The organism is Streptomyces sp. WAC05292, from assembly GCF_003949955.1.
Lineage (GTDB): Bacteria > Actinomycetota > Actinomycetes > Streptomycetales > Streptomycetaceae > Streptomyces > Streptomyces globosus.
The window spans coordinates 1-22,381 of the sequence record NZ_RPSE01000067.1 but is presented as its reverse complement, the minus strand read 5'-3'; the positions used below and the strand labels follow the sequence as shown (position 1 = coordinate 22,381).

The following is a 22,381-nucleotide window of genomic DNA, read 5'->3' as shown; positions in this document are numbered from 1 at the left end:
GGCCGGCGGGAGGCCGGGCCGGCGGGAGGCCGGGTCGGCGGGGCGGTCAGCCGCCCCCCGGCAGGCCCGCGGCGGCTGTCGCCGCGGCCAGGGCCGCCGCGGTGTTGCCGCCCGAGACGATCGCCACGCACCGGCCGCCGCCGCTGCGGCCCGCCCGCAGCGCCCCGGCCAGGGCCACGGCGCCGCTGGGCTCGGCGTCGACGCCGCCGCGCCGCAGCAGGGCGGCCGCGGCCAGGACCTCCGCGTCGGACACGGCGACCATGTCGTCGACCCGGTCGCGGACCACCGGGTACGTCACCGCGCCCGGCTGCTGGCCTCGCAGCCCGTCGGCGACGGTGCTGCTGGGGCCCAGCCGAAGCGGCCGCCCCGCGGCCAGCGAGCGCGCGTACCGCGGCGTGCAGGCGGGCTCGACGCCCACCACGCGCACCGGGTGCCCCTGCGCGGCGAGGCACACCCCCGCGAGCAGCCCGCCGCCGCCCGTCGGCACGTACACGGTCTCGGCGTCGGGCGCGTCGGACAGCACCTCCAGGCCGACGGTGCCCTGCCCGGCGGCGACGAGCCGGTGGTCGGACGACGGCACGAGGACCGCACCGGTCTCCTGCGCCAGCTCCCGCGCCCGCCGGTCCCGGTCGGCGACGCCGCCCGGCACGGACACCGTCCGGCCGCCCAGAGCGGCGATCAGCGCCGCCTTAGCCGGATGCGCACCGCTGGCCAGCACCACCGTCACCTCGGCGCCGAGGGAGGCCGCCAGCCGGGCCAGGGCGATGCCGTGGTTGCCGGACGAGCCGGCGACGATGCGGCGCGCACCCAGCGCGAGGACGGCGTTCAGCGCGCCCCGCAGCTTGAACGAGCCCCCGTACTGCAGGTGTTCGGCCTTCAGCAGCACCCCCGGGCCGGGCAGCAGCGGGGTGCGCCGCACGTGCCCGGCGATCCGCACGGCGGCCGCCTCCACGTCGGCCCGGCCCGGAGGGCGGGCGTCCCCCCGCGAGGCGGCGCAGTCCTGGGGTCTCGGGAGCGCGGACAGCACGCCGGGCCGGCCGGCCGGTGCGGTGGTCACGGCCGGCCCCCGGACTGCGCCAGGGCCCGCCGGTCGGCCTTCCCGCCGCGCGTCGTCGGCAGCTCCTCCAGGCGCGCGAACCGGCGGGGCATCAGGTGCGGCGGCAGCACCGCCGCCAGGTGGGCGCGCAGCGCCCCGTCCGGGACGCCCGCCAGATCCCCCGTGACGTGCGCGACGAGGAAGACCCGGCCCTGCGGGTCCGTGTCGGAGGTGACGACCGCCCCGGTCACCCCGGGGTGGGCCAGCAGCACCCCCTCGACCTCCGCGGGGTCGACGCGGTAGCCGCGGATCTTGACCTGCCGGTCGCCGCGGCCGTGGAACTCCAGCCCGTCCGGGCCGCGGACCGCCAGGTCGCCCGTACGGTACAGGCGGGCGCCGGGCGGGCCGAGCGGGTCGGGCACGAACCGCTCCGCGGTCCGCGCCGGCTGCCCGCGGTAGCCGCGGGCCACGCCGGCGCCGCCGATGTACACCTCGCCGACGGCCCCGTCGGCCACCGGGCGCATGCCGGCGTCCAGGAGCCGTACGAGCACCCCGTCGATCGGGGTGCCGACCACGTCGGCGACGGCGTCGGGGACGTCCGGCACGGCGTGCCGGGTCGACGTCATGGTGCACTCGGTGGGCCCGTACTGGTTCACCAGCACGCCCCGTACGAGGGACCGCCCGCCCGCGGCGAGGAACGGCCGGAGCGACTCGCCGCTGGACACCACCAGCCGCACGCCGGCCAGCAGTCCGCCCGCACCGGGCTGCCCGGCGAGGAAGGACAGGAAGGACGGGGTGGTGCTGAGCAGCGCCGTCACCCCGTACCGGCGGACGGCCGCGCCGAACTCCTCCGGCCGCAGCAGCGCGGACCGCGGCAGCACCACCAGGCGGCCGCCCGCCAGCAGCGGGGCGAAGGTGTCGCGGATGGAGGCGTCGTAGCCGAGCGGCGCGGTCTGGAGGGCGACCGTGTCGGGGCCGAGGCCGAAGTCGCGGGCGACGAACCGCAGGTACGAGTCCAGCCCGCGGTGCTCGACCAGGACGGCGGACGGCTCGCCGGTGCTGCCGGACGTGTGGCTGACGTACGCCAGCGACCCCTCTGCGACGGGCGCGGGTCCGGGCGCGCCTTCGGCGCCGAGCCTCCCGCCCGCCGCCCCCGGCTCGTCCAGCAGCACCGGCGGGCCGGGCACCGGCAGGCCCCCGAGCCGCCCGGCCTGCGCCCGGGTGGTGACCAGCAGCCCGGCGCCGCCGCTGCGGGCGAGCGCGGCGAGCCGCGCGGGCGGCTGCTCCGGATCCAGGCCGAGGAACGCCGCCCCCGCCCGCAGGACGGCGGCGGGCACGGCAACGGCGTCCACGCCTCGCTCCACCGCCACCGCGCACACCGTCTCGGGACCGGCGCCGCGCGCCCGGAGCAGCACCGCCAACCCCTCGATGCGCGCCCGAAGTTCCCCGTAGGTGACGTCCCCGGACGGGGTGGTGACGGCGATCCGGCCGGGGTCGCGCAGGGCGTGGCCGGCGATGTCGTCGACGAAGGTCCGCATCACGCCCCCGCCCCGGCCCCGGCGGCCGCCACGACTCCCGCGGCAGCCCCCTCGGCGGCCGTCCGGTCGACGGCGACGAACCGCAGCTCGGAGGTGTACGCGGCGCCCCGGTCGTCTGTCAGCCACGCCTGCTCCGGCGTCGGCAGCATCTCGCTCACCTTCAGCTTCGCGGAAGGGTCCTTGCGCGCCAGCCGGCGCACGGCCTTCGCCAGGATGTTGAGGTACACGGGGCTTTCGAAGTCGACGTAGAACGGCCGGGGTTCGGTCGGCGACACCACGAACACGAACCGCGGCAGGTCGTGCTCCCGCTGCCACTGCCGGGCCCGGACGAACCTGCGCGCCTCCGACTTGTCGTCGGCGAAGCCGAGCCCGCCGGCGGGGAACGCCCACGTCTCGCGCGCCACGACCATCCGGTCGATGGAGATCCGCGGCGTGTGGTCGCCCTCCGGGCGGAGCGTGAACCGGTCCATGACGCGCTGCGTGAGCGTGTTCGCGTACGCGTCGAGCAGGTCGAAGACGGCCCCGTCGGGCAGGACCGCGACCAGCCGGCCCCCCCGGTCCTCCACCGCGACGTCCGCGCACGCCACCGTCCGCGGCCGGTAGGGGTCCCCGGTGTCGTCGACCAGGGACACCAGGTAGTCCTGCGGCCGGTCCAGGGAGGGCCTGCTGCGCGCCGACCACTTCAGCGGCAGCTCCTTCGGCAGCATCGGCAGCAGCCGCGGTCCCGGGAAGTCCCGGGTCGTCTCGGCGACCAGCTCGTCCCGGTCCGGGTGCTGGTGGACGAAGAGGGACGCGCCCGTCGTGTTGAGGGCGCAGTGCATCTCGCCGAGCACCATGTCGAAGTCGCCGCGCGCCACGGCGTCCGCGCCGTCGGCGAGCAGCAGCACGTCGGGGCTGAAGTAGCGGGCCAGGGACCAGCCGGCGCCGGGCTCCTCGAACTCCTCCCGCACCCGCCCGGCGATCGACTCCGACGACACGCGCACCCGCCGCGCCCCCTCCGGGACGTCCAGGACGCGCGCCCACTTGGCGCGCAGCTCCGCCTGTACGGCGTCCAGGTCCCGGTCGGCCTCCGGGTACGGGGACGGCAGGCAGGCCAGCCACATCCGCCCGAGGTCGACCCGGCCGCCGTCGGCGGCGAGCCGCTCGTACACGGTGCGCAGCCGGGCGCGGACCCGGTCGGCGAACCGGTTCGTCAGCCAGCGCGCCGACGTCAGGCACTGGGCCAGGGGGGTCAGCTCCGCGAGCAGCGCGGTGGGCAGGGAGGTGGTCGCGGCCCGCCGGCAGTCGGAGTACACCAGGCCCCGGCAGGGCGCCGTCCGCTCGCCCTTGGACCGCTGGGCGGCGGTCGCCGTGAGCGCGGCGAAGTCGGCTTCCAGCGCGGTGATCGCCGCGGTCAGCGCGTCGGCGTCGGTGCCCGCGGCCCGGACGGCGTCCCGGCCCCGCTCCAGCACCGCCAGCTTCGCCAGCGCCGGCTCGCGCAGCGCCGGGTCGCCGACCCGCTCCAGGACCGCCCGCAGCTCCCGCTCCGGGTAGGTGCCGGTGGGGACCTCCAGCCGCCAGTGCACCCACCGCCGGCCCTGCAGCCACCGCACGGCCTCGGTCGCCTCCGCCACCGGCAGGCCCAGCTCCTGCGCGATCACGGCGACCGGCCTGGTCCCGTCGCACAGGTCCAGGACGGCGCGCTCGGTGCCGCCGACCGGCTGCGGAGGCCGGCCCGGGACGAGCACGCGGTCGCCGTCGGCGCGGACGAACGACACCCGCCGCGGCGGGATCCACGCCCGCAGCGCCGGATCGGAGTCCAGCGACCGGGCAAGCGCGTCGATCGCCCAACTGGCGAAGTACACGCGGGACTCGGCGATGAGCCCACCGGGCCCGGGATCGATCCGCACACCGTCCGCCGCGGAGTCCCAGCGGCCCCACCCGACGGGACCGAAGAAGCCGATGGTGTCGTTCTTCACGCAGAACCGCTGCCAGTAGTGCGCGACGAGCTCCTCCCGCTGCCGGGGCATGCTCGTCCGCCCCCGCACGGTCGGCGTCCACGCCAGGAACGGCGCGATGCCGGTACGCAGCACGGCCGGGTTCTGCCAGGCCAGCGCAGCCCGGAAACGCGGATCGGCAGCGATCTCCTGCAACAGGGCGGACGTACGGACGGCCGCGGCGTCGAAGGCCTCGGCGAAACCGTCCCACTCGGGCCCGGCGAGCACGTCGCCCGGCCCGAACTTGTCCGCGGCGTACGCCAGTCCGGGCGGAGCCGTGCGCAGGACCCCCTCGGCGGGGAAACCGGGGCCGCGGAGCGCGAAGTGCTCCCACAGCCGCCACCCGCCGGCGGGCAGGTACACGTGGTGCGGTGTGTCCGACATGGGCGGAGCTCCTTCCGGCCTGTCCGGCCTCAACCTGCCGGTCCGGCAGCCCCTGCGGCCTGCTCCGGCTCCCCGGAACACTGCCGCCGCCGGGACGGCCGCCGCCAGGGAAGGAGCGGCAGCACGGGCCGCCCGTCCTTCTGCGCGTTTGTCCCTATGGCGGGCCGGGCGGGCGGCGGCAGGCTGGGGCCGACCGATCGAGAGCGGGAGGACCGAGGCGATGAGCGAGACCGACGACGGCGGGCGCTACCTGGTCGTGCACAACGACGAGGAGCAGTACTCCATCTGGCGGGCGGACCGGGAACTCCCCGCGGGCTGGCACGCCGAGGGCACGTCCGGCACCCGGCAGGAGTGCCTGGACCACATCGGCCGGGTGTGGACGGACATGCGGCCGCTGAGCCTGCGCCGCCGCCTGGCCGAGGCGGGCGCCTGACGCCGCCCGCGGGGGAGCACGGGGGACGCGAACGCCGGCCGGCGTGGCTGAGGCGCGGGGGAACCGAGCCCCGCCGGCCGGTGCGGGGCGCCGGCCGCGGCCTGGGCAATGCCGGGCCGGCGGCCGGGCGCCCGGCGCACCGGGCCCGGGCTACTCGTCGAGGTACCGGTGCCGGACGTCGGCGGGCGCGATGGCGAGCCGGCCGTCCCGGACCTGCCACTCGGTCGTCCCGCCGACTTCGCGGCCGGCGAGGAACAGGCCCCGGACGAGGTCGCCGTCCCCGTCCGAGGCAGGGATCCGGGCGATCTCCCCGAGTTGGCGCGAACCAGTCCAGGGCCGACTCGCGGATGTCCGCGCCGTAGAAGACGTAGTGGGTCCAGTTGACCTGACGGCGGGGCGTGCTCCAGCCGTGGGAGTAGTGATCGTCGGCGTGGGCCGAGATGATCTCCTGGACGGCGGCGAGTTGTGCCCCGTCGCACTCCAGCCATCCTCGGACCGATACGTACACGCCCATGGCCCTGTCCTTTCCGCGGCCGTCAGTCCCGACACCCCAGGGTGGACAGGTAGCCGTCCAGGGTGTGGCGGGGGGTCCAGCCCTGCGCGCGGGCGCGGGTCAGGTCCAGCACCACCGGGTGCGCCAGCTGGTCCACCGCGTAGCGGCTCAGGGCCGGTTCGCGGCCGGTGGCCGACGCCAGCGCCTCCGCGGCGCGGGCCGCCGCGCGCGCCGCCGGCAGGGGCAGGTGGCGGATCCGGGCGCGGACGCCGTGCGCGCGCAGGACCCGGCGTACCGCCTCGTTGCGCCCGTACGGGGCCGCGTCCGCCACGTTGTACGCGCCCGGCGCCCAGCCCGGGGCCGCGAGCGCCGCGCCGGCCAGGTTCTCCACCGCCGTCAGGCTGAGCAGGACGTCCGGCCCCGGCAGCAGCAGGGTGCCCGCCCGGACCCGGGAGAGGATCCGCGGCAGCAGCGTGGTGTCGCCCGGCCCGTACACGGCGCGCGGGCGCAGCACCACCGCGCCCGCGGCCAGGGCCGCCGCCTCGCCCGCCGCCTTGGTGCGGCCGTACGCGTTCAGGTGTCCGGCCCGCGGGTGGTCCTCCCGGACCAGGGTGCGGTCCCGGCGCGGGTCGTACACGCTCGCGCTGCTCACCCACACCACCGGCCTGCCGGCGGCGGCGGCCGCCAGCCGCTCGGTGCCGTCGACGTTCACCGCCCGCATCCGCGCCTCCGCGGGCGAGCCGGGCGCCGGGTCGCCTACCGCCGCCGCGCAGTGCACGACGAGGTCCGCGCCGGCCAGGTCCGGCACCTGCCGGGCCGCGTCCCAGAAGCGGTGCTCCCCGACGGGCCCGGGCCTGCGCCCCACGCACACCACGTCCGCGCCGGCCGCCGCCGCGGCGCGGGCGACGTGCCCGCCGCAGAAGCCGCTCGCCCCCGTCACCGCGACGCGCAGCCCGGCCACCCCCGCGAAGGCGCTCATGCAGCACCCGCCCGCACGGTCAGGACCCGCCAGCCGGGCAGCGCGGCCCGCCGGTCCGCGCGGGCCCGCACCACGACCGGCCGGTACGGGGCCAGCGCGGCCAGCACGTCGGCCAGTTGGGCACGGGCCAGCCGCGCGCCCGGGCAGGCGTGCGGGCCGGCACCGAACACCAGGTGCGCCTCGGCCGGCGGGGCCGGATCGAGGGCGTCGGGACCGCGCCGGTGCGCGCCCGCCGCATGCCGGGCGACCAGCACCAGCCGGTCGCCCGCCCGCACCGGGCAGCCGCCGGCCGTGCCGTCGGCGGCGGCCGCCCGCGGCAGCACCGGCGAGACCGCGGTGACCCGCAGCAGCTCGTCGGCGAGCCGCGGCAGCAGCTCCCGATCGCCGGCCTGCCCCCACAGACCGGCGTCGGCGCACCAGGCGACCGCCCTCGGCAGCGCGGCGACCGTGGTGTTCACCGCCGCCACCGCCAGCATCGCCGCCAGGGCGCCGTCGCCGCCCCCGCCCCCGGCCAGCAGCTCCCGCAGCTCCCGGGCGGTCCGGGCCGCCGCCGCCTTCGCGCCGGGCCGACGCGGGCCCGGCAGGTGCCCGCGTACGGAAGCCGCCGCCGCGGCCGCGGCCGCACGGGCCACCGCCGACGGGTCCGCGCCGGAGCCGAGCAGCGCGCACACCGCCGAGCCCGACAACTCGGCGGCCAGCGCCACCACGTCCACCTCGCCGCCCCGGCCGAGCGGCGCGAGCCGCTCCGCCAGCAGCGGACGCCACAGCCTCCGCAGCCGCTCCACCCCGGCCGCGCCGAGCCCGTCGGCCAGATCGCGCCGGTCGGCGCGGTGACCGCTGCCCTCCTGGTCGAACAGCACCCCGCCCGCGCCCGCGAGCGCCTCCTGCGCGGCCGCCCCCGTGGTCCCGGCGGCGGTGCGGTCGAGCGGGATCCGCGTCAGCGCCTCCCGGTAGGCGCCGGCGTCGTGGACGAGCACGGTCCGCCCGATCCGGCGCACCCCGCGACCCCGCCCGGCGGCGAGCAGCGCGAACAGCACCGGATGGCTCCGCAGGTACACCCGCCGGTCCCTGCGCCGCGCCGCCGCGACACCGCCGGCCGTGGCAGGCGCCACCGCGCCGCCCGGCGCCGCATGACCCACCGCCAGGGGCCGCGCCGGCGCACCCTCCGGTGTGGTCTCGCTCTCCGCGGCACCGTCCGGCGCCGCCTGGCGCGGCGGAGCGCCGCCCGCCGCCGCGGGCGAAGCCGTACCGCCAGGAGCCGTGCGGGTCCCGCGCCGCGCCGCCGCGCTGCCGCCGACCGCGCCGGGCGCCACCGCGCCACCCGGCGCCGGACGAACCGCCGCCACGGGTCGCACCGTCGCGCCTTCCGGTGTGGTCTCGCTCTCCGCGGCGCGGTCGGGCGCCGCCTGGCGCGTCGGAGCGCCGCCCGCCGCCGCGGGGTCGGCCGTACCGGCCGGGGTCGGCCGCCCCGCCGCGGCCCGCTTCGGTGCCGGCTCGGCGGCGGCCGCACGTGTTCCCGCCGTGCCGCGCGGCTTCGCCGGGGCGGCGGGCACGGGGGCGGCCGGCTGCGCCGATGCCCGCCCGGTGGCCGTGGCCCGTGCCGAGGCCGGTCTCGGTGTCGTACCCCCGGCCGCCGGGCCGGGGGGCGCGTTGCGGGCCGTCATCGGGAGCCCTCCAGCCGGGCCGCCGCCAAGGCGGCTGCCGCCGTGCGGTCCGGCTTGCGGGAGCGGCCCGCCAGGGGGACCCGGGCGAACAGGACCGCGTCGGGGCGGGCCGTGCCCATCCGGTGCAGGGGGCCGGACAGGGCCGCCCGCAGCCGCGGCAGGTCCGTGCCGCGGCGCGGCTGCACCACCGCGACGAGCCGTTCGTCGCCCGCGGCCTCGGGGCCGCCGCCCGCCGGGACCCCGACCAGCACCGCCAGCTCGACGCCCGGCACGTGCAGCGATGGCTCGTACAGGCCCGGGTAGATGTTCTCGGCGCGCCGCAGCACCATGTCCTTGGTCCTTCCCTCCAGTACGATCCGGCCCGCCGCGTCCAGCCGCGCCCGGTCTCCCGTACGCACCCACGGATCGGGCTCCTCGCCCAGGTAGCGGTGGCGGGCCGACGGTCCGGAGAGCAGCAGCTGCCCGTCCGCGTCCGGTTCGGCCCGTACGCCCGGCAGCGGGGCGCCGACCAGGTCGCCGGGGCCCTCGAACGCGGCCTTCTCCCGCGCCTCGACGGCCGCTGCCGGGAACAGCTCGGTCAGCGCGTACACGCCCCACGCCTGCGCCGCGCCCGCCTCCCGTACGCGGCTCAGCAGTTCGGCGCCGGCGGGCGCCGAGCCCGTCCACACCCGCCCGTGGAAGCGGGCGCCCGCACCGAGCGCCTCCCGCAGCCGCGGCGGGGTCAGGTACGTGTCCGCGGGCCGCAGCCGGTGCAGCTGCCGGGCCAGGACCCGCGCGGAGCGCGCGGGCAGGGCGACCGGCGCGCCCCGGGTGAGCGCGGGCACCAGGACGAAGAAGGTCCCGCCGAGCACCGGCCGCCGCGACGCCTCCCCGGCGGCCCGCCCGGCGCCGGAGAACAGCGTCTCGACGGTCTCCATCCCGGCCGCGAGGCTCGCCCGTGTGTGCACGACGGCCCGCGGCTGCGAGGTGGTTCCGGAGGTGAACACGACCACCGCGTCGGCGTCGTCCCCGACCGGCGCCGCCCCCGCCGCGGGCAGCCCGGCCCGCCGGGCCCCCCGCTCCAGCGCGGGCGCGCACCACGGCAGCCGCGGCCCGACGGTCGCCACCGGGCAGCCCAGGGCCCCCAGGTCGGGGAGGGCCAGGGCGGCCCGCCGGGCCAGCGGCCGCGCCCACCCGGCGGCGGCCTGCGCCGCCGCGTCGGCCAGCACCAGCGACGGCCGGGCCAGCGCCAGCCGGGCGCGCAGCACGTCGGGTCCGGCCCCCGGGTCGAGGACGGCGCCGCGCAGCCCGAGCCGCCACAGCGCCAGCAGCACCGCGAGGGCCCGCGGCCCGGGCCGCACCGCGACCCCGACGGTGTCGCCGGCCCGCAGCCCCCGCGCGTGCAGGGCGGCCGCGTATCCGTCGGCGAGGCCGGCGAGTTCGCCGCACGTCGCCCGGACCCGCGGCGCGCCGCCGCGGGTCGAGGTGAGCACGGCCGGCCGGTCGGGCCGGCGGCGCAGTGCGTCGTCGAGTCGGTCGAGCATCAGCGGGGGTCCGTTCCGTGGCGGCCGCTGCCCTTGTCCAGGTACCAGCGGGCGGTGCCGGCGATCCCGTACGCGCGGATCCGGCGCGTGGAGTTCTCCACGACCATCGACCGGCAGCGGCTGATCCGGTCGGTGTGGCGGCGTACGGCGTTCAGGAAGAGCCGGTCGGTGGGGGAGGGGCGGCGCGGCATCCCGCCGACGGCCAGGTACAGCTCGGCGGTGATCGCCATGTTGTTCCCGGCGTGCATCCGGTACGGGGCCCGGAACTCGCCGCGCCGCACGTGCTGCGGCCGCAGCCGCCCGAACAGCGCGGCGAGGCCCACGAGTACGGCGAACCCGGCGCGGCCGAGCGGCCCGTGCTCGTCGCCGCGCGCGGTGATCCGCCCGCACACCAGGCCGGGCCGGGCCGCCAGCGCCGCCCGCGCCGCGCCCGTCCAGCCGGGCCGGGGCAGGCAGTCGGCGTCGGTGCGGGCCAGCAGCCGCGCCCCCTGCCCGATCGCGTACCGGAACCCGGTGTCGACGGCGGACCCGACGCCCTTCTCCGGCTCCTCGATGACCCGTACGGGGAACGGCGCGGACGCCGCGAAGGCCCGGGCGACGTCCCCCGTGCCGTCCGTGGAGGCGTTGTCGACGACCAGCAGCGTGAAGTCCCGGTCGTGCTGCGCGGCCAGCGCCCGCAGCGTCGCGCCCAGCCGGGCCGCCTCCTGGTGGGCGGGCACCACGACCCACATCCCGTGTCCGCTCACGACTTCTCCCAGACCATCGTCATGATGCTGATGCCGCCGCCCAGCCCGACGAACAGCACCCGCTCGCCCGGCGCCAGCCCCTCGAACACCCGGTCGAGCTGCACGCCGAGGGTGGCGCTCGCGATGTTCCCCAGCTCGGGCACGGTGACGACCAGCTTGTCCGCGGGGACCCCGGTCAGTTCGGCGAACCGCTCCAGGTACGGCACTGTCACCTGGTGTACGAGCACCTTCGCGAAGCCGTCCCAGTCGGTGCCGGCGCGGTGCAGCGTCCGGTCGATGACCGCCGTCCCGACCTTCTCGAACACGCCGCGCAGCTCGTGGCCGTCGCCGCGGAAGTACGTGTACGCGTCCCCGCGCGGGTGGCGCGAGCCGCCGCCCGGTATCCCGCCGACCTCCCAGTGCTCGGAGTGCGTCTCGGTGTCGACGTCGAGGATCCCGCCCCGCTCCACGGCCTCCACGACGACGGCCGCCCCGGCGTCGCCGAACGTGTACCCGGCGAAGCCGGCGCGTAGTTCGGCGAGGTCGGCCGGCTCGTACTGCACGGCCCGGCTCGGGGTCTCCCCGGTGACGACCAGGGCCCGCCGGGCCCGCCCGGCCAGGATCGCCGAACGGGCGAGGTCGATGCCGTTGACGAAGCTGTTGCAGGCGTTGGTGACGTCCACCGCGTGCGCCCGCGTGCCCAGTTCGGCCTGCACGATGTGCGCGGTGGCCGGTTCGGCCATGTCGCGGGTCGCGGACGCGAACACCAGCAGGTCGATGTCCGGGGCGGTCAGCCCGGCCGCGTCCATGGCCCGGCGGGCCGCGCCCGCGGCGAGCGTGGACGCGTACACGCCGGGGCCGGCGACGCGGCGGGCGGCGATCCCGGTGGCCTGCGTCAGCAGCCTCGGCGGCAGGGCCAGGCCGCTGCGGCGCGCCAGCTCCTCCTGGAGGGCGTCCGAGGACAGGACCCCGTCGGGCAGCATGCTGCCGACGGCGGTGATGCCCGCGCGGAGTCGGGGATCAGGCAACGAAGTGAACATGCCCGCCACGATGGCAACCGGCGGCGGCCCGGACCTGAGTACGGATGCTCACTTCGCGCCGCGGCCGCCCCCGGACCGCCTGAGTACGGACACTACGCCCGCGGTACCTCCTCCACCGTGCTCGTGCCCGTGCCGGGCCCGGACTCCCACTCCCAGGACTCCTCCAACCGGAGCCGCCCGTCGGCCAGTTCCACCACCGTGGACGCGCAGTGCCCGGAGGCGGTCGTCCCGTCGGGCCGGAGCTGCACGTACCGGAAGTCGAGCACGTCGCCGGTGCGCGTGCCGACGAGGAACCCGCGGACGACGTCCCCGCCGGCGTACTCGGCCCAGATCCGCCCCTCCTCCTCGTGGTACGTGAACCGGGTCTCCCGCCCCACCTGTCCCGGCGCCTGGTCGGCGACCGGCGCGAAGACGACACCCTCAAGCGGACGCGCCACGAAACACCCCTCCGGAGAACGACGGGCGGGCCCTCCCGCACCTGCGCGAGACGCTACCCGACGCACCGCACCCGACCGACGGGGGCTCCGGGCGCGGGCGGGCCGGTCTCAGGCGGCGTCGTCGGGGTGCACCTCGATGTGGCCGGCGGCCAACTCGACGGCCACCCGGTGCTCCATGCCCAGCGCCTCCAGGAACTTCCGCGGCAGCTGCACCCGGCCGGTGCGGTCGAGCACCACGTACTCGCGTTCGCTCACCGACTCGGCGCCGTGCTCGTCGGTCACCGTCCGGCGCAGGACCTCGCTGCTCGTGCGGCCGTCGCGGATCGCGACCGTGCGGCGGACCTCGCCCGCGACGAGCGGGTCGTGCGTGACGACGACCACGGTGGCCCCGAGCTCGCGGTTCACGGTGCGCAGCGCCTCGAAGACCGCGGCCCCGGTCTCGGAGTCGAGCTCGCCGGTGGGCTCGTCGGCCAGGAGCACCGCCGGGGCGTTGGCCATGGCCACCGCGATGGCCACCCGCTGCTGCTGGCCGCCGGAGAGCTCGGCGGGCCGCCGGCCCGCCAGGTCGCCGATGCCGAGGGCGTCGAGGAGTTCCGCCACCCGGGCGGCCTGCCGCCGGGCCCCGCCCCGCGAGCGGCCGGCCAGCTGGAGCGGCAGGGCCACGTTCTGGGCGGCCGTCAGGAACGGCAGCAGGTTGCGGGCCGTCTGCTGCCACACGAAGCCCACGGCCTCGCGCCGGTAGCGCAGCCGGTCCCTCGCGGACATCTCCAGCAGGTCGTACCCGTCGACGGTGGCCGTGCCGGCGGTCGGGACGTCCAGCCCCGCCAGGATGTTCAGCAGGGTCGACTTGCCGCTGCCCGAGGCGCCGACCAGCGCCACCAGGTCCCCGCGGGCCACGGTCAGCTCCAGGCCCTGGAGCGCCTGCACCTCGATCCCGTCGGTGCTGAAGATGCGCACCAGCCGGTCGCAGGCGATGGCCGTCCCGGCCTCCGGACCCCGGGGCACGGTGGCCGCGAGGGCCCGCTGCCGCAGCTCTTGGTAGGTCGGCTGGTCGGTGGTCAACGCTGGTCTCCCGCTCTCAACTCGGTGGTGATGTGGCGCCGCCCGGACACCGCGGTCTCGACGAACACCGCCAGGGCCACCAGGGCGGACAGCCCCAGCGCCTGCACCAGGACCGGCCGGACCGCCGGGCGCAGACCCGGCGGCACGGGCGCGCCGACCATGGTCGTCAGGTCCACGTACGGCCCCAGCAGCGCCACGGCGGCCAGTGCGACCGCGGCCCCGCCGACGGTGGCGCCGACCGCCTGCGGCAGCGCCTCGACGACGATCAGGCGCAGGCCCTGCCGGGGGCGCAGGCCCATCGTGCGCAGCCGGGCCAGTACGGCGGCCCGCTCGGGCGCGGCGCGCACGAGAGTCAGCAGCACCGCCAGCAGGGCGAATCCGAGGGCCCCGGCGAGGGAGCCCCAGAACAGCCGGCCCGCCGACCGCTGGAGCGGGTTCTCGCCGAGCCCGGCGGCCGCGGCGGCGGCGGTCTCCACCCGGAACCGCGAGGCCTGCCCGGCCGGCGCCGTGGCCCGGACGAGCTCCCGCAGCCGGTCCTCGTCGACGGCGCCTACGGCGAACCACCGGTCGGGGCCGGGACGGCGCGGCAGTGCGGCGGCGGTCGCCGGACCGGCGGGGAGGACGATGACGGCGCCGCCGCCGTCCGGCCTGGCCGGGGTGCCGTCGACCACGGCGGCATTGCGGATCCGCAGCTCTCCGCCGGAGTCCAGGTGCAGCCGGAACGGCTCGCCGCCGGGCCGGGCCAGCCGGGCCAGCCCGCTGCTGAACAGCGCCGGCACCGGGGCGTCGCCGGCCCCGGGGGCCAGCAGCGCGGGGTCGAAGCCGCCGCGCCCGGTCCTGCGGGCCAGTTCCGCGTACCGGACGGGGTCGGCGACGACCACGGCGACCTGGGTGGAGCCCTGCACCGTCCCGAACAGGAAGGCGTTGTCGTCGGTCCACACCTCCACCGCGGTCCGTACGCCGGGCAGTGCGGCGGCGGCCTCGGACATCGCCTCGGGCACGGTGTGGCCGGGGGACGCGGCGATCCGCACGTCGCCGCCGACCGCGAGCCGGGCCGCCCGGATCCTGGCCGAGTCCACCGCGTCCAGCACCGTGGCGCCGAAGCCGCCGGTGGTGACCGCGAGCAGCAGGGCGATCAGCGGGAGCGCGGACGGCCGGGCCCGCCCCCCGGTGCCGCGCGCGGCGCGGGCCAGGCCGAGGAAGCCGACGAGGCCGCGCCCCCGCCCGGCCGCCCTGGCCGCCAGCGCGACGGCGGCGGGCTGGGTCCGGGCCAGCACCAGCCCCCCGGACAGGGCGAGCAGCAGCGGAGCCGCGATCAGCAGGACGTCGGGGCCCTGCCCGGCGGGCGCGATCCCGCGCCGGCGGACCTCGTACACGGCCGCGGCGGTGGCGGCGAGCACCAGCAGCTCGGCGACCAGGCGGCGCCGCGGGGCGGGCGCGCGGGGCGGTGCCAGCAGGACGGCGGCCCGGACGGGGAAGGCGAGCAGGACGAACAGGGTCGTCGCGGCGGCCGCCAGCAGGGAGCCCGCCCACCGCGGCGTCGGCAGCAGCACCAGGGCGAGCGCGGTCGCGGCCGCGGCGGCCGGGAGGACGGTGACCGCGCCCTCGCCGAGCAGCCGGCCGACGATGCCGGCGCGTGAGCCGCCGCGGGCCGTGAGCAGCCGCAGCTCGGCCTGCCGCCGGTCGGCGGCGAGCGCGGCGGCCAGGCAGAACACGACGACGGCGACTCCGGTGACGCCGGCCGGGCCGATCGCGGCGAGCGGTGCGGCCGCCTGCCATCGGGCTTCGGCCTGAGTGAGCAGCCGCGGCAGCTCGGAGGTGATCCGCAGGTTGGGCCGGCCCGCGGTGCGCTCCAGCTCGAGGGCGGTCGGCCCGACGGTGTAGGAGGCCAGCTCGTGTTCGACGGCGCCGAGTTGGTCGGCCCGGAGGGCGGCGGTGTCCACGGGCAGCCGCCAGAAGTCCTCGGAGCCCTTGCCCCACGTGCCGAGCCGGCCGATGGCGTCCGGCCCGACGAGCGCGGCGGTCTGCCAGTAGAGCGCCGGCAGTTTGCCCGTGGTGTAGTTGGCGCAGGCCCGGGTCAGGCAGGGCAGGTCGGCCCAGTAGGGGTCCTCCTCGTCGTCGACCGCGTACAGGCCGACCACCTCGGCACGGTACGGGCGGCCGAACAGGTCCGGCGGGGTCTCCAGGACCATCCCGAGCCGGGCGTTCAGGGTCTCGGCCGCCTTCTGCGACAGCGCCACCGGCACGGGGCCGTCGGCGGTCCCGCCGGCGGGCCAACGCCCCGCGGCCAGCCGGGCGTGCCGGTCGGGATGCCGCAGGTACAGCAGGTTCAGTTCGGGCGGCACGCCCTCGGGGCGGGACAGTTCGGGGTTGCGGAGCGCACGCGAACCGAGCGCCCGGGTGCCGTGGACCGGCCCGGTCGGGGCGATCCGGGACACCGGTCCGGTCCGCGCGAGGAGCTTGGCCAGGACCTCGTCCAGGCCCTCGGGGGTCTGCGGCCCGACGCGCGCGTCGGACGTGGCGATCAGGCTCGTCGGGGCGGGGCGGCCGTGGAGGAAGGAGCGCAGCGCCTGGTCGGCTCCGCGGTCCAGGGCCCTCGGCAGGGCGGCCGCGAGGAGGACGGCGGTGAAGGCGAGGGCGGCCGCGAGGAGGGTGGCCGGCGGGGCGGCGCGCAGCCGGGTCCGCACCCAGGCCGCGGGCCGCACCTGCCGCTCGGCGGGCCCGCCGCTTGCCGCGGCCCCGCCCGACGGCGCGCTGCCGGACGGGCGGGGCCCGGCGCCCGGCCGCGGGTCGCCGGCCGGCTCGGGCCGGCGGTCCGTCACGTCCCTGCTCACAGCTCCTCCTCGTGGCGCAGCCGGGCGGCCGGGGCGGTGCGCCCGCCGCGGGCTGCGAGTACGGCCGACAGCAGCGGTGCCGCCGCGACGGCGGCCACCAGCAGCAGGGTGGCGCCGGTCGGCAGGTCGACGAGTACCTCGGGAACGGGACGCCGTCCGGCGGGCGTCAACACCAGCAGCGGGACGACCAGGTGGACGGCCACGGCGCCCAGCACCGCCCCGACGGCGCTGCCCAGCACCACCAGCAGGCAGCCCTCGGCGGCCGCGGTCCCGGCCAGCTTCCGCCGGGACGCGCCGAGGGCCTGCAGGATGCCGAACTCCCGGGCGCGCTCCCGGCCGGCCGCGGCGCCGGCCGCGGCGAAGCCGATCGCCGCGAGCACTGCTCCGACCGCCGCCAGGGCGGCCAGCGCGGCCTGCGGGCCGGCGCTCAGCGGGTCCCCCAGCAACCGGTCCGCGACCTCCTCCCGCAGCATCGTCTGCTGCGCCCCGGACCCGGCGCGCAGGACGGCGGCGGCCTGCGCCGGGGCGGGGTCGCCGGCGGACAGCGCGGGCAGCCACCATTCGGCGGGGGCGGGCAGCTCCCGCGCCCCGGCCGCGGCGAGCAGGCGCCCCAAGGAGTGCAGGTCGACGGCGAGGGCCGGATCGTCCGCCACGGGGAGGGAGCGCACCGCGGCGCTGATCCGCACGGGCACGGCGACGGGCCCCACCCCGACCGTGACGAGGTCCCCTACGGCCGCCCCCGTCTCGGCGAGGTAGCCGCGGGAGGCGACTGCGGGCACCTCGGCCGCGGGCTGCGCCGCCCCGGGCGGTGCGAGCGTCAGCTGCACGCCGCCCGGGGCGTCGGTGCCGCCCCGGTAGCGCAGGCGCACCCAGGCGGAGCCGTCCCCGCCGCCGGGCAGGAGCTCCCCGGCGGGCTGCCGGTCGGCGGCCGGGGGCTGCGGGGTGGTGAGCGTCCAGGCGGGGCCCGGCGCGGGCACGGGGACGGCCGGGCCGTCGGTGCTGTCGGAGACGGCGAGCCGCCGCACGGCCACCTCGCCGCCGACCGGGGGGCCGCCCGGGAAGTCGCCGGCGGGGCGGTACGACACCACGATCCCGGCGATGCTCAGCGGCGCGGCGGCGGATCCGAGCGGGGCCCCGGTCAGCATGCCGAGGTCCACCGGCACGGTGGCCCGGCCGCCGGACGGCAGCGGGACCATCGGCGTCCGGTGGGTCAGCCCGAACCGGTCGCGGAGCAGCAGCCCGAGCCCCGGGTTCCCGCTGTCGCCGGAGGCGCCCAGCTCGATGTCCAGGTCGATGCGGCGCGGCTTCCCGGGGAGCGGGACGCCGCCCGCGGCGGGGGCCGTGCCGGCGGGGGCGGCGAACAGGTCGCGCATCGGGCGGCCGTCGCGGAGGTCGGCGCGCAGCGGGACGCGTTCGGCGGCCGCGGCGGTGTCGAACGCCAGGAACTGCGCGTTCCGCCCGGAGGGCAGCTGCTGCGTGCTGCGGATCACCGGCATCACGCGGTCGCCGCCGGGCAGGGCCGCGTACCGGCCGCCCTGGCCCATCGCGGGGAGGTCGCTGCCGTGGATCCGCAGCCCGCCCGCGGTGGCGAAGTCCGCCTGGTCGCGCTGCGACGCGGACCACGCGGTGTGCCGGCCCACGGCCAGGACGCCGCAGGCCACGGCGAGGACGAGCAGCAGGACGGGCCCGGCGGCCCGGCCGGGCCTGCGGGCCAGCTGCCAGCCGACGAGCGCCGGACCGAGTCCGCGGCCCCGGGCGGCGATCCGCCCGCCGAGGCGCGCCGCGAACGGCAGCAGCCGCAGCACGAGCAGGGTTCCGGCGCACAGGGCGAGCGTCGGCGCCGCGACCAGCAGCAGGTCGATGTCCGGCCGGGCCTCCGCGCCCGGCGCGTCGGCCGCCCCGCGGGCGCCGCTGTGCGCGGCGACCTGCCGGTAGGCCAGGACGGCGAGGACGAGCAGCGCCAGGTCGGCCCCGGAGCGGGCCGCTCCGGCGACGATCGCCTGCCGGCGGCCGGCCCGGCGCAGCGCGGCGGCCGCGGCCCCGCGGAGCACGCCGGGCAGGGTGATCAGCAGCAGGCAGACGGCGGCGCAGGCGGCCGCGACGGGCCACAGCAGCAGCGGGTCGCCGTCCGGGTCGAACGGCACCCGGGCCGTCGGGCCGGACCCGGCGAGCAGCCGCAGCAGCGGCGGCGCGAGCAGCGGGGCCGACAGCGCGGCGGGCAGCGTGATCAGCAGCGCCTCGGCCAGGCCGAGGGCGGCGAGGCGCCCGCGGGACGCCCCGCGGGCCAGCAGCAGGCCCCGCTCACCCTCCTGCCGGTCCGTCAGCAGCCGGGAGACGAGCAGCAGGGCCGCCGCGGCGAGGACGGCCAGCTGGAGCGCGCCGACGAGCACGGCGGAGCGGGCCACTACCTGCCCGGATTCCAGTTCGCCCAGGAAGGCGCGGAGTTCGGTGGCGGCGGTCAGGCCGGAGGAGCCCTTGAGGCGGGCGGCGGAGTCCTCGACCCGCGCGGCCAGGGCGCGCGTCTCGGCGCTGCGGGCGTCCGCGAGGCCGGGGGTGAGCAGCCAGGCGCGGGAGTCCTGGACGAGTCCGCCCGCGGTGAAGGCGCTGTCGTCGACGAGCAGCGGGCCGTACGAGGTGAAGCCGGCGGCCTGGACCTCGCGCCCGCCCAGCGGGTCGAGCCTCCAGTAGGCGGCGTGCCGGTCGGCTGCCCGGTAGACGCCGGTGACCCGCACGGTGAGCGGCGGGCCGCCGTACCGGTCGTCCAGCCGCACGTCGCCCGGGAGCCCCTGCTCGGTGAGCCCGAGCCGGGCCAGCGCCTGCTGCGGGACGGCGACCGGCACCGGCCCGCCGGGCGCCGCGACGGCGCCGGGCCACTGGCCGGCGGCCAGGACGGCCTGCTCGCGGTCGAGGGAGGCCAGCAGGGTCAGGGCCGCCTCGGCGCCCGGGTTGTGGGCGCGCGGCAGCCCGTACGAACGGCTGCGGGCCGCGTCCGCGACGCCGACCGGGAACCGCCCGAAGAGCTCGCCGGCGAAGGCGCGTACGGCGGCGTCGTCCTTCTCCCGCGCGGACGCCGGATGCCCGCCGGTGACGAGGACGGTGGTCCGGACGCCGTCCGGGCCGGTCAGCGCCCGGCGCAGCCCCGCCTCGCCCACACCGCGGGTGAACGCGGTCAGCGCGGTCAGCACCGTGGTGGCGATCAGTACGGTCAGCAGTACGGCGGCGGCGAGCGGCAGTCTCCCGCGCAGCCGGCGCACGACGAAGCCGAGCATGCGCGGTATTCCTCCCCTTTCCGGACGATTGGCTCCGGATAGCGGCCGATGGTGTCAGAAACGATCGCGCCACGGAAGGGGCTTGCGCGATCCCGGTGGCGGATGAACATATTCGGGGGCCAAGCGATCCGGGCGGCATGTCCGCCGGGCCCGCCGGTCGACCTACTCCCGGGAGAGGCAACCATCATGACGGATCATCAGGCAGACGCGTCCGCGGCAGCGGTGCCCGCCGCGCGGGGCGCGGCCGCGGGAGGCGCCACCGCCGCGCCCACCGCGCCCATGGTCGTCGTGGACGGCGTCCACCGCGCCTTCGGCAGCGGGGAACGCGCCGTGCACGCACTCCGCGGGGCGTCGTTCGAGGTCGCGCGGGGGAGCCTCACCGCCCTCAAGGGCCGCTCCGGCTCCGGCAAGACCACCCTGCTGAACCTGGTCGGCGGCCTCGACACCCCGACCGGCGGCACCGTGGCCGTCGACGGCACCGACCTCGCCGGACTCGACGAGGAGGGCCTGCTCGCGCTGCGCCGCGACCGGATCGGCTTCGTGTTCCAGTCCTTCGGCCTGATCCCCGTCCTGACCGCGGCCGAGAACGTCGGCGTACCGATGCGGATGCGCGGCGTCCCGGCGAAGGAGCGCGAGGAGCGGGCCCGCACCCTGCTCGCCCTCGTCGGCCTGGCGGAGCACGCCGGTCAGCGGCCCGGCGAGCTCTCCGGCGGCCAGCAGCAGCGCGTCGCCGTCGCCCGCGCCCTCGCCAACGAGCCCGCACTGGTCATCGCGGACGAGCCGACCGGCCAGCTCGACTCCGAGACCGGCCGCTCGATCATGCAACTGCTGCGCGCGGTGGTCCGCAGCGAGGGCGTCACCGTCCTCGTCGCCACCCACGACCCGGTCCTCCTCGAACTCGCGGACACCGTGGTGGAGTTGCGTGACGGCCGCATCGCCGGACCGGGCCCGGACGGCGGTCCGGCTCCCCGTCGCCCTGGGCCGCCGGCCGCCTGACCCCCTCCGCGGCCGGCCGCCGGCGGGCCCGCCGGTCGGGGAAGTCCGCCCTTCCGGTCCGGCCGGGCGGCGGCGCAGGTGCGGCCCGCGGTGCCCTCGCGGACCTGAGCGCGCTGCCCTTGCGGACAGCGGCGGCGCCCCGGCGGCCGCGGGAGTGCGGAATCGTTCCCCGGTCCGCCCGCGGTGTGGGGGCGGGCCGGATGGGCAGGACGTACGGCGTCGGTTCCACCCGCCTCGTCACCGAGGGAGAGCGCATGGCCATCGCCCACCGCCGGATCGGCACCGGACCCGTCCGCGCGATCGTGCTGCACGACTGGTTCGGCACTTCCGCCAACTGGGGTTCGGTCCTCGACCACTTCGATCCGGAGGGCTTCTCGTACGCCTTCCCCGACTACCGCGGCTACGGCGACCGCCGGGACGTCGAAGGCCGCTTCGACCTCGACGAGATCGCCGCGGACGTGCTCGCGCTCGCCGACGAGCTCGGCTGGGACACGTTCTCGCTGGTGGGCCACTCCATGGGCGGCAAGGCCATGCAGCAGGTGCTGGTGCGCGCCCCCGGCCGGGTGGAGAAGCTGGTCGGCGTGAACCCGGTGCCGCCGGCCCCGTACGCGATGGACGACACCACGCTCGCGCTCTTCCAGGGCGCCGCCCGCAGCCCGGAGAACCGCCGCGCCATCCTCGACCTGGTCACCGGCAACCGGGCGAGCGGGCACTGGCTGGACCGGATGGTCGCGCACTCCCTGGCCGTCTCCCGGCCGGAGGCGTTCGCCGCCTACCTGGAGAGCTGGCGGACGGCGGACCTGTCGGCCGCGGTGAAGGGGAACGGCGTCCCGGTGCTGGTGCTCGCGGGCGAGTACGACCTCGCGCTCACGCCCGCCGTGATGCGGGACACGTGGCAGGCCGCCTACCCCGACTGCCGGGTGGTGCCCCTTCCGGGCGCGGGCCACTACCCGCCGCACGAGACGCCGGTGGCGTTCGTCACAGAGGTCGAGGCCTTCCTGCGCGGCTGACCCGGCCCCGGCAACGGAAAAACCCGTGGGGCGCGAACGATCTCGCGCCCCACGGGCCTACAGGGTGAGTGACGGGACTCGAACCCGCGGCCACCTGGACCACAACCAGGTGCTCTACCAACTGAGCTACACCCACCACGACGGGCGGCGGGCCGCCCGTTCGATGTGCACGCACAGCATAGCCGATCAGCGGGGCGGTCCCGCGACACGCCGCCCCCGGCCGCCCCGCCGACCGGGCGGGCGTCCGCCGGCGGGCGGGCGTCCGTCAGCCGGCGGACGCGGCGCGTGCCACGGCCGCCGCCGCGAGGGCCCTGACCACCGGGTGGGGGCGGCTGCCGTCGCCGTACAGCTCCGGCTGGAAGAGGGTGGCCAGGAAGAACGGGTGCCCCGGCAGCTCCGCCATCCGCAGCTGCCCGTCCTCGTCGTGCCCCGTCAGCCGCAGCCCGTGCGCGGCGAGCGCCGGCAGGTGGCGGGGGTCCGGGCCGAAGTTGCAGTGGTAGCGCTCCAGGCTCCGCTCCGCGCCCAGCGCCGCCTCGGCCAGCGAGCCGGGCTCCGCCCGGACCAGGCCCTCGTGCCCGACGAGCGAGCAGGCGAGCGGCGCGATCAGCAGGTCCCCTGCGGCGGGGTCGTTCTCCGCGTGCCCGACGGACAGCCCGCACACCGAGCGGGCGAACTCCAGCAGGGCGTGCTGGAAGCCGCCGCAGGTCCCGAGGAAGGGGACGCCCTCCTCGCGGGCGGTCCGGATCGCGGCCAGCGCCCCCGCCTCGCTGGCGTACGGGCTGCCGGGCAGCACCCAGACCGCGTCGAAGCGGGCGAGCGAGCCGGAGGCGGCCTCGGCCGCGGCGTCGGCGGTGGGGATCCAGTACGCGTCGAGGACGAGCCCGTCGCGGGAGGCGAGGGCGTCGAGGAGGCGCGGGATCCGGATGTGGGACTCGACGTGCGGGGAGCGGTCGCCGACGAGCGCGATGCGCGCGGGGCGGGT

At 78.4% G+C, this 22,381-nt stretch carries 16 protein-coding genes and 1 tRNA gene; 3 read left to right on the top strand and 14 right to left on the bottom strand.

Annotated features, from left to right (window positions below):
• Positions 1 to 46: 46 nt before the first annotated feature.
• The 3 genes from EF903_RS10870 to EF903_RS10860 are packed head-to-tail and all read right to left on the bottom strand — an operon-like array spanning position 47 to position 4,934.
• The gene (locus tag EF903_RS10870; RefSeq protein WP_260615065.1) at positions 47 to 1,057 is read right to left on the bottom strand and encodes a threonine/serine dehydratase; all 1,011 of its coding nucleotides are present in this window, start codon (positions 1,055 to 1,057) and stop codon (positions 47 to 49) included.
• Positions 1,054 to 2,574: an amino acid adenylation domain-containing protein gene (locus tag EF903_RS10865; RefSeq protein ID WP_125542992.1), complete on the bottom strand. Its 1,521-nt coding sequence runs from the start codon at positions 2,572 to 2,574 to the stop codon at positions 1,054 to 1,056. Before EF903_RS10865 ends, EF903_RS10870 begins: the two co-directional genes overlap by 4 nt.
• Positions 2,574 to 4,934, bottom strand: a complete 2,361-nt coding sequence (locus EF903_RS10860) for a lantibiotic dehydratase (RefSeq protein ID WP_125542991.1) — start codon at positions 4,932 to 4,934, stop codon at positions 2,574 to 2,576. The genes EF903_RS10865 and EF903_RS10860 overlap by 1 nt, the downstream gene beginning before the upstream one ends.
• 220 nt (positions 4,935 to 5,154) lie before the next feature.
• Between EF903_RS10860 and EF903_RS10855 the strand changes: the two genes are divergently transcribed.
• Positions 5,155 to 5,367 (top strand): MbtH family protein, encoded by a 213-nt coding sequence (locus EF903_RS10855; protein WP_125542990.1) that lies wholly within the window; start codon positions 5,155 to 5,157, stop codon positions 5,365 to 5,367.
• 536 nt (positions 5,368 to 5,903) lie between these two features.
• On the opposite strand, the gene EF903_RS10845 is transcribed toward EF903_RS10855, so the two are convergent.
• The 9 genes from EF903_RS10845 to EF903_RS10805 form a co-directional block, all read right to left on the bottom strand.
• Positions 5,904 to 6,839 (bottom strand): NAD(P)-dependent oxidoreductase, encoded by a 936-nt coding sequence (locus EF903_RS10845; RefSeq protein ID WP_125542989.1) that lies wholly within the window; start codon positions 6,837 to 6,839, stop codon positions 5,904 to 5,906.
• Positions 6,836 to 7,897, bottom strand: coding sequence for a cytochrome P450 (locus EF903_RS10840; RefSeq protein WP_221888729.1), 1,062 nt, complete (start codon positions 7,895 to 7,897; stop codon positions 6,836 to 6,838). The genes EF903_RS10845 and EF903_RS10840 overlap by 4 nt, the downstream gene beginning before the upstream one ends.
• 602 nt (positions 7,898 to 8,499) lie before the next feature.
• Positions 8,500 to 10,026 carry a class I adenylate-forming enzyme family protein gene (locus EF903_RS10835; protein ID WP_125542987.1) on the bottom strand — a complete coding sequence of 509 codons (1,527 nt, stop codon included), beginning with the start codon at positions 10,024 to 10,026 and terminating at the stop codon, positions 8,500 to 8,502.
• A complete protein-coding gene (locus EF903_RS10830) occupies positions 10,026 to 10,772 on the bottom strand; it encodes a glycosyltransferase family 2 protein (protein ID WP_260615064.1) in 747 nt (248 codons plus the stop codon). The genes EF903_RS10835 and EF903_RS10830 overlap by 1 nt, the downstream gene beginning before the upstream one ends.
• A complete protein-coding gene (locus EF903_RS10825; protein WP_260615063.1) occupies positions 10,769 to 11,779 on the bottom strand; it encodes a 3-oxoacyl-ACP synthase III family protein in 1,011 nt (336 codons plus the stop codon). The genes EF903_RS10830 and EF903_RS10825 overlap by 4 nt, the downstream gene beginning before the upstream one ends.
• A gap of 104 nt (positions 11,780 to 11,883) precedes the next feature.
• Positions 11,884 to 12,228, bottom strand: coding sequence for a hypothetical protein (locus EF903_RS10820; protein WP_125542985.1), 345 nt, complete (start codon positions 12,226 to 12,228; stop codon positions 11,884 to 11,886).
• Positions 12,229 to 12,336: 108 nt separating this feature from the next.
• Entirely contained in the window at positions 12,337 to 13,290 is a 954-nt protein-coding gene (locus tag EF903_RS10815; RefSeq protein ID WP_125542984.1) for an ABC transporter ATP-binding protein, read from the bottom strand.
• Positions 13,287 to 16,124, bottom strand: a complete 2,838-nt coding sequence (locus EF903_RS10810; protein WP_125542983.1) for a hypothetical protein — start codon at positions 16,122 to 16,124, stop codon at positions 13,287 to 13,289. Before EF903_RS10810 ends, EF903_RS10815 begins: the two co-directional genes overlap by 4 nt.
• Positions 16,121 to 19,393, bottom strand: coding sequence for an FtsX-like permease family protein (locus tag EF903_RS10805; protein ID WP_125542982.1), 3,273 nt, complete (start codon positions 19,391 to 19,393; stop codon positions 16,121 to 16,123). The genes EF903_RS10810 and EF903_RS10805 overlap by 4 nt, the downstream gene beginning before the upstream one ends.
• Positions 19,394 to 19,579: 186 nt before the next feature.
• On the opposite strand from EF903_RS10805, the gene EF903_RS10800 reads away from it, so the two are divergent.
• On the top strand, positions 19,580 to 20,389 hold the full coding sequence (locus EF903_RS10800; protein ID WP_399420574.1) for an ABC transporter ATP-binding protein: 810 nt from the start codon (positions 19,580 to 19,582) through the stop codon (positions 20,387 to 20,389).
• 200 nt (positions 20,390 to 20,589) lie between these two features.
• Positions 20,590 to 21,399, top strand: coding sequence for an alpha/beta hydrolase (locus EF903_RS10795; RefSeq protein WP_312845909.1), 810 nt, complete (start codon positions 20,590 to 20,592; stop codon positions 21,397 to 21,399).
• Positions 21,400 to 21,462: 63 nt separating this feature from the next.
• Here EF903_RS10795 and EF903_RS10790 read toward each other — a convergent pair.
• A tRNA-His gene (locus EF903_RS10790) sits at positions 21,463 to 21,535 on the bottom strand.
• 129 nt (positions 21,536 to 21,664) lie between these two features.
• The coding region (locus tag EF903_RS10785; protein WP_312845908.1) for a glutamine amidotransferase-related protein at positions 21,665 to 22,381 on the bottom strand (717 nt) is incomplete at its 5' end.